The sequence below is a fragment of the Simiduia aestuariiviva genome (assembly GCF_014192475.1).
GTDB lineage: Bacteria > Pseudomonadota > Gammaproteobacteria > Pseudomonadales > Cellvibrionaceae > Simiduia > Simiduia aestuariiviva.
The window spans coordinates 148,275-162,084 of record NZ_JACHXZ010000004.1; the positions used below are offsets into that span (position 1 = coordinate 148,275).

Below are 13,810 nucleotides of genomic sequence, written 5' to 3' on the forward strand. Positions count from 1 at the left end.
CCATAGGGAATAGAAAGCGCCAAATCTGGCAGGCCATTTATTCCTGCGCTGTGGCGATTGGCGAAACATCCAGAAACTTCTCAAATCGTGGGTTCAAGCAGCCCTTTCCCAACCAGATACACAATGGGAAAAAGACGACTCTCATTCCAAGAACATATTTAAACGGAGTTTTTGATGAATAAATCACTGCCTGAAGATGCGCCAATCAGCCACGCACAATCAGGGCAGGAAGCGTCTCAATACGCCCGTAGCCTTATTGAAGCCAGCCTTGACCCCCTTGTTACCATTAGCCCCGAAGGTAAAATCACCGATGTTAACGAGGCCACCATTAAGGTGACCGGTGTGCAGCGGGAACATTTGGTGGGCACCGATTTTTCCATTTACTTTACCGAACCCGATAAAGCCCGTGAAGGTTACCAACGGGTATTTGAAGAGGGCTTCGTCACCGACTACCCGCTCACCATTCGACACAAAGATGGCGAACTGACGGATGTTCTATATAACGCTTCTGTCTATAAAGATGCCCAAGGTAAGGTATTAGGTGTATTTGCGGCGGCGCGCGATGTAACCGCCCAAAAAGAGGCATCACAATATTCGCGCAGTTTGATTGAGGCCAGCCTGGACCCGCTGGTGACCATTAGCCCGGAAGGTAAAATCACCGACGTTAACGAAGCCACCATCATGGTGACCGGGGTTCAACGCAGCCACCTTGTTGGCACCGACTTCTCCATCTATTTCACGGAGCCCGATAAAGCGCGCGAAGGCTATCAGCGGGTTTTTGAAGAGGGCTTCGTCACCGACTACCCACTCACCATTCGCCACAAAAATGGCAAATTAACCGATGTTCTTTATAACGCATCGGTATATAAAGATACGCGCGGAAACGTACTAGGTGTATTTGCGGCGGCGCGCGACGTCACCGCTCAAAAAGAGGCATCGCAATACTCTCGCAGCTTGATTGAGGCGAGTCTCGACCCGCTGGTTACCATCAGCCCCGAGGGTAAAGTCACCGACGTTAACGAAGCCACCATTGAGGTCACGGGGCTACCGCGGGAGAAAATTGTCGGCACCGATTTCTCGATTTACTTTACCGAGCCCGATAAGGCGCGAGAAGGCTACCAGCGCGTTTTTGATGAAGGCTTTGTCACCGATTACCCACTCACCATCTGCCATAAAAACGGCAAGCTCACTGACGTGCTGTACAACGCCTCAGTGTACAAAGACACCCGCGGCAATGTACTCGGTGTATTCGCCGCCGCTCGCGATGTGACCGCCCAGAAAGAGGCCTCACAATATTCGCGCAGTCTGATTGAAGCCAGTCTCGATCCACTGGTCACCATCAGCCCCGAAGGTAAGATTACTGACGTCAACCAGGCCACCATGGAAGTGACGGGCATCCCAAGGGAAAAACTGGTGGGCACCGATTTCTCCGTGTACTTTACTGAGCCCGACAAAGCGCGCGAAGGCTATCAGCGCGTATTTGATGAAGGCTTCGTCACCGACTACCCACTGACGATTCGCGGCAAAGATGGCAAGCTCACCGACGTGCTGTACAACGCGTCCGTCTACAAAGACACCCGCGGCAATGTACTCGGTGTATTCGCGGCCGCTCGCGATGTCACCGAGCAGAAACGCGTTATGCGCGAATTTGCCGAAACCCAAAACCTGTTAGATAACATCCTCGAAAGTTCCATCAAATACTCCATCATCGGTAAAGACCTGGACTTCAAAATTCTGACATGGAATGAGGGTGCCCGGCGAAACTATGGCTACACCGCCGAGGAAATTGTCGGCAAGAGCTCTGAGATTCTACATACGCAGGAAGATCTAGACTCTGGCCTAGTAAAAAACATGATCGACGTGGCCTACCGGGAAGGTTTGGCCGAGGGCGAATTTACCCGCGTTCGAAAAAATGGCTCTAAATTTGCCGCCAACGTGGTGGTCACCCGACGCAACGATGCCGCAGGAAATCCCATCGGCTACCTGTTGATGAGTAGCGACGTTTCAGAAAAGCAGCGCGCAGAAGAGCAATTGCTCGCCGCTTCGGAATACGCACGAAGCTTGATCGAGGCCTCATTAGATCCGCTGGTGACCATTAGCTCAGAAGGTAAGATTACCGACGTAAATGAGGCCACCATAAAAGTGACCGGGGTGCACAGAGATCGGCTCATCGGGACCGACTTTTCAGACTACTTCACTGAGCCCGATAAAGCCCGAGACGGATATCAGCAGGTATTCTCCATGGGCTTTGTAACCGACTACCCGCTTACCATTCGCCACCGCGATGGCAAGCTCATCAACGTGGTTTACAACGCCTCTGTGTACAAAGATACCAAAGGCAACGTGCTCGGAGCCTTTGCCGCAGCACGTGATGTGACCGCACAGAAAAAGGCCGAGGCGGAAGTTGCCGACCAGCGCTCGCGCGAACTGGAGCGACTATCAGAGCTGGAACGTTTCCAAAAAGTCACGGTGGGCCGCGAATTAAAAATGATCGAGCTCAAGAAAGAAATCGAAGAGCTTAAACGGCAACATGACGCATGAATAGCTCAACGGCCAAAGATTCCATCAATCACGATTATGTGGACGCGCCCACGTCTACCGACTACGTGCGTGCGGTGGTTAACATCCTCGAGGATATTGGGGACGAGAAGCAACGTCTAGAAACCACCCAAAAAGCGGTACTCAACATTCTTGAAGACTTGGAGGATGAAAAGCGCAGCGCGCAGGAAGCCAACCGCATGAAAAGCGAATTTCTCGCCAACATGTCCCATGAACTGCGCACGCCCCTCAATTCGATCATCGGATTTTCGGAATTGATGTCCGATGGCAAGGTTGGACCCATTGCCGAAAATCACAAGGAGTATCTCGGCGATATTCTCACCAGCGCCCGGCATCTGTTACAGCTCATCAACGACGTACTCGATCTCGCTAAAGTCGAAGCGGGCAAACTCGACTTTGACGCCAAGCCCATTCAAATTCACCAGCTCATTCACGGCATTCGCGATACGCTTCGCAGCATCGCTGCCGCTAGAAATATCCAAGTGGATGTAGAAATTGACAACGACATTAAGGATGTCATTGGCGATGCAGCGCGATTGAAACAGGTACTCTACAACTACCTGTCCAATGCGTTGAAATTTACCCCCGAAGGCGGGCAGGTTTGCGTATCAGCCGAATACGTCGACGAGGACTACTTTAAAATCAGCGTGCGCGATACCGGCGACGGCATAGCACCTGAAAATTTATCGCGCCTGTTCATTGAGTTTGAACAGTTAGATGCCAGTATCGGCAAGCGCCACCAAGGGACAGGCCTAGGGCTGGCATTGACTAAGCGCATTGTCGAGGCTCAGGGCGGCAAAGTAGGCGTAGACAGCAAAATTGGCGTAGGCAGTCATTTTTACGCCATATTGCCCCTGTCACTCAGGCCAGACCATCTCGACGAAGAGCCAGCAAAAATAGCCATAGAATCCTCTCAATGGCACCTGCCCAAAATCCTAGTGGTTGAAAGTAATGCCATAGAACGCGAGCACTACGTCAACCTGTTGGTCAGTGAGGGCTATGAACCCCAGGGCGTGGCAACGGGCGAAGAGGCCCTCAACTTGGCGCGGCTGCAACAATGGGACGCCATCGCAGTGGATTTAAGCCTGTCTGATATAGATGGCATCAATGTCGTATCCAGAATCCGTGCCGAAACGCCCAACGAAACCACCCCAATAATTGTAATCACCGCACTGCCCAATAATCACTTGGCAACGATTGCGGTGCAGGAAGTCTTGCCCAAACCCACTGAACCCGCAGCACTCATTGCAGCCATCAAGCGAACGGAAAAGCACGGCAAGATGCGCAATCAGGTGATGGTAATCGATGACGACCCAAGCGACCTTAAACTGGTACAGCAGCATCTGTTAGACGCGGGCTATCAATGCAACTGCTTCGACAATGGCCAGCAGGCGCTCACCTCGCTCGTCATCGAACAACCGGACATAATCATTCTCGACTTAGTGATGCCCGCCATGGGCGGGGTCGAGGTTCTGGAACAACTGAAGCTGAATTCTCACAGTCGAGATATTCCGGTCATCATTTGGACGGAAACTGAGTTATCAACAACATCACAGCGTAAAAATTTAGCCGCGGCCACAAGTTACCTCAATAAATCCGATGGCCATAGAGCGCTGCTAACAGAACTAGGGCGACACGCACCGATTCCAAACCCAACTAAATGTAGTTAAACGGCAGACGATAATTGTTAAGAGTGACGAACTATGAGTAATAGCGATGGATTAATTGACAGCAACAAGGACTTGGATGCAGTTGGACATCAAGGAAAATCCGTATTAGTAGTCGATGATAGTTTCGCGAATCTAAAGCTGGTATGCCTGCTCCTTAAGGGCGAAGGCTACAACATTCAAACTGCCATGGGTGCGGATGAAGCCTTGGAAGTGCTGGAGACATTCCTGCCAGATCTCATTCTAATGGATATTCAACTGCCCGGTGTAGACGGTTTGACGCTCACGCGCCAGATCAAGAAAGATCCACGATTCAAAGATGTGGTGGTTGTCGCGCTAACGGCCTACGCCATGAAAGGTGACGATGAGCGCGCGCGTGAAAGCGGCTGTGCGGGCTACATCACCAAGCCCATCGACACGCGCGACTTCGTAGCAACAATGTCTCAATTCTTGCCTACCGACAAAGGCCCCCGCTAGGTCATCCCAACCGATAGGATTTGATTGCATTATGGGTAGTAGTTATGACCAAAAGTGACGCTGTATTTGAGCCAGATAAACATAAAATTCTTTTGGTAGAAGATAACCCACTGACGGTAAAATTAGTACGTCTAACCCTAGAAACTGAAGGCTATTCCGTGCTCGTGTGCACCACGGGCGAGGAAGCCCACCAAACGCTTGATCGTGTTGCACCGGACATCATTCTGCAGGACATGCGCCTGCCCGACACCGATGGTTTGCAACTTATCAAAGAACTTAGGGCTATGCCCAACGGCGAAAGCATCCCCATTATTGCTTTTAGTGGCTTTATTTCCATGGTGGAGGAAGCTCGCATTGCCAACGCTGGCTTTACCGATTTTTTGCTAAAACCCGTTGAGCCATCCCTGCTCGTAAAATGTATAGCCAATCACCTGCCGAGCAAGAAAAGCACAACGCGTGTTGAAGGCCACAACCGATTAGTTTTAATTGTTGACGACGACCCAATTCAACTCAAATTCACAGGCCTTCAATTTGCCCACGCAGGGTTCAAAGTGATCAGTGGGGCCGACGGTGTCCAAGGGCTGGAACTAGCGCAACAATACGTACCCGACGTCATTGTGTCCGACGTCTTGATGCCGCGCATGGATGGCTTTCAGTTTTGCAAAGCGGTGCGCGAAGATGATGCCATCCAACACATACCCATCGTTCTGTGCAGCGCCAACTACGTTGAAGATATCGACCAAAAGTTGGCCAGTAAAATCGGCGCCAACGGCTATGTGTATCGCTCTCAAGGAATTCAAAAAATCATTGATACTGTAGAAAGCTGTTTAGCAAGCCACACCCCTTCAACATCAAATGGCGGATCTATACCCTCTATAACTGACGCTGAAATTGATGCTGATATTGACGATGAAATTCACAATCGAATGCTCCAGCAGCTGGAGCGACAGGTCAGCCTCAACCTCGTTAGTCGCCAACGCAGTTACGTTCAACATACTATCCTTGGCCAAATAGGTGCCATTGCAGACTCCTTGATTCAATTTAAGGGCAATCAATTGGTACTGGACGACATCCTCGCTCGCTGTCTGGACAGCGCCGGCCTTTCCCACGGTGTTTTTTATTATGGTGATGCTCACAACCCGCTAAAGCTGAGAGCGCAATTCGGCTTCGCAGGGAAGATAGATGAATTAAAAAACGGCCTAAATTGCAGAAAGTCGCTGATTAAAGTCATGCAAGGTGAAATACCCATTGCGGTACCCACCTTCAAGGTAGATTGTGAGATTTCTGATAATATTTTACAAACATCCGGATCGCGCTCTGCACTGCTCGTACCTATTAGAGGTAAAGAGGGCGCCTGGGGTTTGTTCATCATGTTCGCCGACCAGCAGCTTTTAATTGAAGAAGATTGGATTTCCTTTGGACGAAATGTGGCCCAGCAATTTGCCCAGGCTACCGAGCTATCTGACACCTTTTCCCGCCTTGCGGAATCTGAAAAGCGCTTTAGGCAGCTTGCCGAAAATATACAAGAAGCGTTCTTCTTGGTGTCCCCCATCCGAGGCCAAGTACTCTATGTCAGCCCAGCCTATGAGCGAATCTGGGGCCGCTCGCTGGATCAGATTCACCAGGAACCATCATCCATCCTGCAATCGGTATTGCCACCCGACAGGCCAAAAGTGGCTGCGCTCATAGATGCATTAAGAAACACAGGGCTGGGAGAATCCGAATTTCGCATCACCCAACCCGACGGAGATCTCAAATGGATTGTCATACGCGGGTTTCCAATTTTCGATGAAAATGGAAAACTCTCACGCATCGCAGGCACTGCAGAAGACATCACCGCCAGGAAGCATGCGCAATTTAATATTCTGCGTATGAACAGGCTCTATGCGCTGTTGAGCAACATCAATAACTTGATCGTGAGGGCAGATAGCTATCAAGAATTGTTTAACGACGCCTGCCGAGTCGCCGTGCAAGTTGGAGAATTCGACCTCGCCTGGATGGGATTCATTAATCACGAAGACGACACAATAGCTCCCATCGCTAAATTTGGCACAGAAGAGGACATGCAGGCGTTGGCCAGAGAACAATTTAGGACAACGGATGAAAATCGCGAGTCGCTGTCGTTAATCCCACGAGCCATTAGCAAGCGCCAACCACAATGGGAAACCACCTTTCGAAGTTCCGTAGAGGGCGATGTGGTCGCTGGCATCATGAAATTAAAAGGTTATCGATCCGCCATTTGCCTGCCCCTACTGAACGAAGAAAATGTCATTGGCGTGGTCATGCTCTACTCAAAGCGCACCATGACGATCGATTCTGTTGAAATCAAATTGCTTACTGAAATATCGCAAGATATCTCTTTTGCCGTCGACTACCTGAAAACCAAAGACCGGCTTCATCACCTTGCCTACCACGACACGGTCACAGGATTGGGCAACAGGTCTCAACTATTGCGCATGTTAGACAACAATATTCTAGAGGCCGAAAAGACCAATAATAGTTTTGGCCTTATCCTTATCAATATCAACAACTTCCGGGAAATTAACGACACCCTTGGGCACAGCAATGGTGATTTGTTATTGACAGAGGTGGGCGCTCGCTTACTGGCCACCTCTAAGCAAACGGACTTCGTAGGCTGCTTAGGCGGCGACGAGTTCGCCATACTTATCAACCCCGTGGAGAGTAAAATTCGAATATCTGAAATCGCTAATCGCATTGGCGATGCGCTGCACGAGAGCATTCAAATTTCAGGCGTTCCGATTCTCGTGGAAATCCGCGCAGGCACCGCCCTATATCCCAAACACGGGAAGGATGCCAACACCCTGTGGCGCCGTGCGGATGTGGCGTTATCTGCAGCAAAGAAATACAAAGAATTTATGTGCATATATCACGAAGCCTACGACGACTTTGATCCACTCAAACTTTCGCTTCTGGGTGAGCTCAGAGATGCCATCGATAACAACCATCTCGTACTGCACTGGCAACCCAAGATTAATCTAACCACAAAAACCACCTGCGGCTTCGAGGCGCTGATTCGCTGGCAGCACCCCACTCGTGGGCTGCTGTTTCCAGATAGCTTTATTCCCATTATTGAGCGCACGGCGCTCATCAAGCAATTAACCGATTGGGTCATCATAAAAGCCATTCAACAGGCTAGCTTATGGCACCAAATGGGCTATGAGTTAGATGTTGCAATCAATATCTCTGTTAGAAATTTGCAGGAACCAGACATAGATAAAAAAATCATGCAGGCCGCCCACGCCGTTGATTTCCCCGTGAAGAATATCATTGTTGAAATCACCGAAAGTGCCGTAATGGAAGACACCACCAAAGCCTTGGGTGCACTACAAAAGCTGCGCAGCGCTGGCATGCAGATTGCCATCGACGACTTTGGTACCGGGCACTCTTCGCTGACCTATCTGAAAGACCTACCCGTCACAGACATGAAAATTGACAAGTCATTTGTAATGGATCTCAGCCGCACCGAGAATTACGCCATTGTAAAGTCCACCATTGACTTGGCAAAGAACCTGTCGCTCACCACCACAGCGGAAGGCGTTGAAGATAAGGAAAAGCTGGAAATCCTCAAGGATCTAGGCTGCGAAGTTGCACAAGGGTATTTCATAAGCAAGCCCTTTCCAACAAACCAAATTATTGAATGGATTAATAATTCCGTTTGGCCCAGTGTAAAATTATGCGAAGACAAAGATGGCAATAGTAAACTCGCCAGCTAGACGTTGACATTTCATCGAGCAGTTAAGCAAGCGATTAACTGCGAAACGCGCCTGCAAACAACAGCGCAAAGCAATTCACAAGGCAATCATGACTCAACCCAACCCCCAATCATTGTATGCGTCCGAAGAGAAAGAGCACTTCGAACTGTTAGTTCAAGGCACGCACATCGGCATATGGGATTGGGTGGATCTCAACCACAGTGACGTCTATTGGAGTTCTAGCTATTTCCGATTACTGGGGTACGAAAACCTAGCGTTTAAACCCAGTCGCGATAAGTTTTACGAGCTGCTACATCCAGACGACAGAGATGCGCATCAGCGCGCGTTGATGAGCCACTTGGATGACGGATCAGAATACGATATTGAACATCGACTATTGAAGAAAAACGGGTCCTATAGCTGGTTCAGGTCCACCGGTAATGCCATATTAAACGAATCTGGGCAGCCAATCCGGATGCTCGGAATTATTGAAATAATTGATCAAAGAAAGGAGTTTGAGGCAGAAAAACAAAGCGCGCAAGAGCGCTTCCAACTGGCAATAGCGGGCGCCAGTGTTGGGGTTTGGGATTGGCTTAATGTAAATCGATCTGAGCAATTTTGGAGTTCAAAATTTTACGAATTGCTAGGCTATGAAGATCAAGAAATAGCCTCCAACTTTGAAAACTTTGTATCCCTGCTACACATGGAAGACCAGCAGCGATTATTTAACACACTCGATGCCCACTTTCTCAAAAATCAGCCCTTTGATATGGAATATCGCATGCGCTTGAAGTGCGGCACCTATCACTGGTTTCGCGGCTCGGGTATCGCCTCTAGAAATTCCGACGGCAGCCCCGCCAGAATGGTGGGCAGCATCGAAGATATTGAAGATAAGAAGACCGCGGAACAGGACGTAGCCCAAGCGCTGCGGAAACTTGCGGATTCCAATCGAGATTTAGAGCAGTTTGCCTACGCAGCTTCACACGATCTGCAGGAGCCATTGCGAACCATAGCGAGCTATTTGCAGTTAATCGAACGCCGCTATGGCAACCAACTGCCAGACGAAGCCAAAGAGTTTTTCGGCTTCGTTACCGATGGCTGCAAACGCATGAAAGAGTTGATCAATGATCTACTACAACTTTCACAGGTGCGCGACGATTATGCACCCTTTGAGGGGATTGATGTCGAACAGATGCTGCTCGCAATGAAAGAAAATTTCATCACCCAGTATCCCTCTCTTAAAATTGATGTTCACTGCGAAGATGCTGGGTTCGTATACGGTATTAACAGCCTGATTCAACGGCTGTTCAGCAACTTCATCGGCAATGCCATTAAGTATCGGCACCCGGATAGAACGCCGGAAATTAAGATAGAAGCCCGAGCATTGGAAGACAAAATATTGGTATCATTTCAAGACAATGGCATCGGTATAGATAATAGATACTTCGATAATATTTTTGAAATATTTCAACGCCTGCACTCGGCATCCGATTACCCTGGCACGGGAATTGGATTGGCGCTTTGTAAGAAAATCGTCAAGCTACACAAAGGGACTATCCAAGTTTCCTCCACCCCAGATAAAGGCAGCTGCTTTACCGTGGCGCTACCGCAGGAAGCCACTAGTATTAAGCAAGCAAAAGATAGCCCCAATTCAAACTCTTTAGGCAGACAGTGACATGAATCAAGACACGTATGACTGTTCTAACGCTGGCGACGGCTTTACAAAACCCATTGAAATCTTACTTGTGGAGGACAATCCCCTCGATGCTCGGTTGACCATAGAGGCTCTAAAGGAAAGCGGGCAAGTGGTAGTAAAACATATTCATCATGTGACGGATGGGGAACAGGCGATTGCGTTCTTGGACAACAAGCCGCCGTTTAGTGATTCACCAAAACCCGACTTCGTGCTGCTGGACATCAATTTGCCCAAGGTCAATGGTAAAGAAGTGCTCACCTTTTTGCGGGCTCATAAAGTACATAAGTTGACGCCGGTTGTGATGCTGACCACCTCGCTAGATGACCGAGACATCATTGCAGCATACGACCTGAAGGTGAATGCCTATGTCGCAAAACCCATCGAGTTCGAAGAATTTTTAGCGGCAATCAGGAGCCTGGAGAGCTTTTGGTTATCAACCACCAAACTCCCGCCCAATCGAAGTTAACGATCGGCTAGATCTTTTGAGATTTTTTATTGATTAAAGGCTGTTCGCCCACGCGGTAATCCACCCCTAACTTCCTTAATTCAACCCAAGTTCTTTCACACTCGATACCGCTCACTAATATTTGTTTATTCAGTTCTTGCGCCAATCGAACCACTGCCTTGACGCCAAGGGCGCCCGCTTCGGACTCCATTATACGATCCGCCATTTTCTTGTCGATTTCAATGATGTCGAAAGGTATCTGCAATACCTCCATTAAACAGCACTGGGTAGACCCAAAGCCAGCGAGTGCAACAGGCACATTTAGCGCTTTCAATTCTTTAATCGCCCGTATCAATGCGGCATTGCCTTCCAATAAACCAGACTCTGGAAATTTTATGATAATTGACAGCTTGTCCCTCACAGCATCAACAACGCGTCTAATGCGCTCGCCAAACCGGGGAGATGACATCTGCTCGACTTGCAGGTTGATACAGACAAAGGACACCTTGGTGCCACCGCTCTCTAGCTTATCGAGCAATTCAGTAACGCTTGCAGCTACCGCCCCCCACTCGTCCTGCTGCGCTTTGTTCAACACCAGCTCTGTGGCACCGGGCCGCAGCTGACTGTTGGCGCCCAGCACGCCATCATGTTCATTGATGACGCACTCATAGCCATCCAGTGACAAGGTGGATACGCCATAGATTGGAACGAATTCAACGTAGAAACGCCGCGCCGGACGCAGCTCCTGACCGCCAATCTGCGCGACGTTTCCAGACCCGGGTTGGGGCTGAGCATCGGCCTGGGAGTATCTGAGGCAGTCTCCGCCACTTTGCTTCGCTAGATACATGGCCTCGTCGGCCTCATTCATAAAATCCTCTATGGATTTTTCTTCATCCGCAGACGGATCAAAAATAGCTCCGCCCACGGAGCAACAACTTTTAATTTTATTGCCGTTGGTTAATGTGAATGGCTTGCGCATTTCCGCCAATAACCCATCCACAAATGGCCGGCAAGCACTAATTGATGCGTGCTCAGTTTCCACTAACACGGCGAATTCATCACCGCCCAAACGACTGCAAAAATCGGATTTTCTCAGTATTGTTTTAAAGCGCCCGCCAATTTCCGTTAGGAAATTATCGCCCTCCACGTGCCCGTAGGTATCGTTCAGGGCTTTAAATCCATCAAAGTCGATGTAGAACAACACCAAGCGAAGGTTACTGCGTTTAGCGCGCTCCACGGCAGTTGCGGCATATTCCAGAAAATAGCCACGATTGGGTAATTGCGTTAAGGGATCGGTCATAGCGCAGGCAACAGCCGCCTGTTCGCTGCGGTGCCGCTCAATTGCGAACTCAATGGATTTTAGAATGATCTCGCCATTGCGAGCGTCTTTCATTATGTAGTCTTGCGCACCTAGGGCGACGGACTGCAGACCCATTTCATGCTGACCTGCGCCAGACAGTACGATAATAGGGGAGGTCTTGTTGACATCTCTGAGCATATTGAGCGCGTCGTAGCCCTTGGCATCGGGCAGGGAGAGGTCCAACAGAATCACATCATATTGCTCACCTGAGGCCAATATGGCCACGGCATCGCACATTTTGTCGGCATGAGTGATTGCAAACTCTTTTAAGCCAAACGCGTCCTTAAGCTCTTCAGCGATAAGCCGCGCAAATACATGACTGTCTTCTACGTGGAGTATCCGCACCCATCCTTCCTTACTCGGTGGTTGTCCGAAAAAGTATAGATGACGAATCTGTCCTATTGAGAAAGTTGAACGGCTTTTCTGTGCTACCGCCGAAAACTTGACGTTACACCAAAAATAACGATCCCAATCCTAAAAACGCGAAAAAGCCGACGACATCGGTCACTGTCGTTAAAATCACGGCGCCGGACAGCGCTGGATCAATCTTGAGCTTGTCGAGAATGAGCGGAATGATGACACCACTGACAGCGGCGAAAATTAGATTGACCAAGATGGCGGCGCCAATGACAAAGCCGATGGCGGGCTTAGCAAACCACAAACCGGCCATGGTGCCGATAACTAGCGCCCAGATAATGCCGTTGAGCAGCCCCACCAAGATTTCTTTGCGAAAGATGATATTGGCATTAGACGACGACAAGTGTCCCAGCGCGAGGCCGCGAATGGCCAGGGTCAAGGTTTGACTGCCCGCAATGCCGCCCATACTGGCCACGATGGGCATCAAGATTGCCAATGCCACCACTTGTTCTAAGGTGGCCTCGAAAAGGCCGATGGTCCAAGACGCTAACAGCGCGGTACACAAGTTGATTCCCAGCCACACGGCGCGACGCTTGGCCGAGCGCTTGACGGGAGCAAACAAATCCTCGTCTTCCGACAGACCCGCCTGCTGCAGCAACTGGCTTTCCGCTTCGTCCTGCACCCAGCCCAAAATATCTTGCGATGTTATTCGGCCCAGCAGGTGCCCGGCATCGTCGACTACCGGCGTCATGGCGTAGTGATTTTGGTAGCTGTGGTCAGCCAGATCGCTCATGTGCATTTCAGCGCCCACCGCGGGATCTTCTTCCAGCTTTAGCTCGTTAATTTGTTGCTGCGGGTGCGCGTTAAATAAATCAGTGAGCTGCACGCTGCCGGCATAGAGTCCATCTTCACTGACGAGGCACAATAAATCGGTGTTAGAGGGAATTTGCCACTGGCGCAGCAGGCGCATCACCTGTTGGGCGGTGAGGTTTTCACTGATGCTTATAAAGTCAGAGTCGATGTTACGACCGACTTGATCGTCATCAAAGCGCATGGCCGTGTTTACGGCGGTCTGCTCTTTGATGCTCATGAGTTTTAAGCGGCGAGAGTAGAGTTTTTCTGGAATTAACTCATTCAGCTCAACCAATTCTTGAGGCGAGAGGCGCGCCGCCATGGTTCGCAAATCGGCCTCTTCCATCTCGCCAATAAGATGGCGGCGCGCGTCATCGTGCATTTCGAACAGCACGTCGCCGCGCTCGTCATCACTAACCAGCGCCCACACTTGTAGACGGGAGTTGACGGGGAGCGATTCCAACAGCGCCGCAATCGCTTCGCTTGGCAATTCCAAAATCGCGGCGCGCGTAGCCTCGGAAAGCTGGCCATCTTCCTCAGCCAATTCGCTGAGAATGGGATCGACCAATGGCTCGTGCGTTGCGATCTCTGAAATTTCCAAATGGGATTCCCTAATGGCTGAATGGGTGAGCGAATTTGTTCGTGCAATGCGCGCACTGCGCATAGCACGAACAAACAGTAAAC

General features: G+C 49.9%; 8 protein-coding genes. 6 read left to right on the forward strand and 2 right to left on the reverse strand.

The annotated features are described in order from the left end of the window. Nucleotides 1-174 precede the first annotated feature (174 nt). The 6 genes from FHS30_RS16985 (at nucleotide 175) to FHS30_RS13850 (ending at nucleotide 10,578) form a co-directional block, all read left to right on the forward strand. Nucleotides 175-2,541, forward strand: a complete 2,367-nt coding sequence (locus FHS30_RS16985) for a PAS domain-containing protein (protein WP_221197315.1) — start codon at nucleotides 175-177, stop codon at nucleotides 2,539-2,541. Then, the gene (locus FHS30_RS13830) at nucleotides 2,538-4,229 is read left to right on the forward strand and encodes an ATP-binding response regulator (RefSeq protein ID WP_183911104.1); all 1,692 of its coding nucleotides are present in this window, start codon (nucleotides 2,538-2,540) and stop codon (nucleotides 4,227-4,229) included. Before FHS30_RS16985 ends, FHS30_RS13830 begins: the two co-directional genes overlap by 4 nt. A gap of 33 nt (nucleotides 4,230-4,262) precedes the next feature. After that, nucleotides 4,263-4,703 (forward strand): response regulator, encoded by a 441-nt coding sequence (locus FHS30_RS13835; RefSeq protein WP_183911105.1) that lies wholly within the window; start codon nucleotides 4,263-4,265, stop codon nucleotides 4,701-4,703. 44 nt (nucleotides 4,704-4,747) lie between these two features. Further along, complete coding sequence (locus FHS30_RS13840) at nucleotides 4,748-8,437, forward strand: EAL domain-containing protein (RefSeq protein WP_183911106.1); 3,690 nt, start codon at nucleotides 4,748-4,750, stop codon at nucleotides 8,435-8,437. A gap of 88 nt (nucleotides 8,438-8,525) precedes the next feature. After that, nucleotides 8,526-10,091, forward strand: coding sequence for a sensor histidine kinase (locus FHS30_RS13845; RefSeq protein ID WP_183911107.1), 1,566 nt, complete (start codon nucleotides 8,526-8,528; stop codon nucleotides 10,089-10,091). A 1-nt stretch (nucleotide 10,092) separates the two neighbouring features. Further along, nucleotides 10,093-10,578 (forward strand): response regulator, encoded by a 486-nt coding sequence (locus FHS30_RS13850; protein ID WP_183911108.1) that lies wholly within the window; start codon nucleotides 10,093-10,095, stop codon nucleotides 10,576-10,578. 7 nt (nucleotides 10,579-10,585) lie between these two features. Here FHS30_RS13850 and FHS30_RS13855 read toward each other — a convergent pair whose 3' ends face one another. Both FHS30_RS13855 and mgtE read right to left on the reverse strand, forming a co-directional pair. Next, complete coding sequence (locus tag FHS30_RS13855) at nucleotides 10,586-12,262, reverse strand: diguanylate cyclase domain-containing protein (RefSeq protein ID WP_183911109.1); 1,677 nt, start codon at nucleotides 12,260-12,262, stop codon at nucleotides 10,586-10,588. Between the two features lie 103 nt (nucleotides 12,263-12,365). Next, on the reverse strand, nucleotides 12,366-13,727 hold the full coding sequence (mgtE, locus tag FHS30_RS13860; RefSeq protein WP_183911110.1) for a magnesium transporter: 1,362 nt from the start codon (nucleotides 13,725-13,727) through the stop codon (nucleotides 12,366-12,368). Nucleotides 13,728-13,810: the final 83 nt, after the last annotated feature.

Coding starts and splice junctions, on each gene's coding strand:
- FHS30_RS13840 (WP_183911106.1), top strand. CDS start 4,748: ATGACCAAAAGTGACGCTGTATTTGAGCCAGATAAACATAAAATTCTT.
- FHS30_RS13830 (WP_183911104.1), top strand. CDS start 2,538: ATGAATAGCTCAACGGCCAAAGATTCCATCAATCACGATTATGTGGAC.
- FHS30_RS16985 (WP_221197315.1), top strand. CDS start 175: ATGAATAAATCACTGCCTGAAGATGCGCCAATCAGCCACGCACAATCA.
- FHS30_RS13845 (WP_183911107.1), top strand. CDS start 8,526: ATGACTCAACCCAACCCCCAATCATTGTATGCGTCCGAAGAGAAAGAG.
- FHS30_RS13850 (WP_183911108.1), top strand. CDS start 10,093: ATGAATCAAGACACGTATGACTGTTCTAACGCTGGCGACGGCTTTACA.
- FHS30_RS13835 (WP_183911105.1), top strand. CDS start 4,263: ATGAGTAATAGCGATGGATTAATTGACAGCAACAAGGACTTGGATGCA.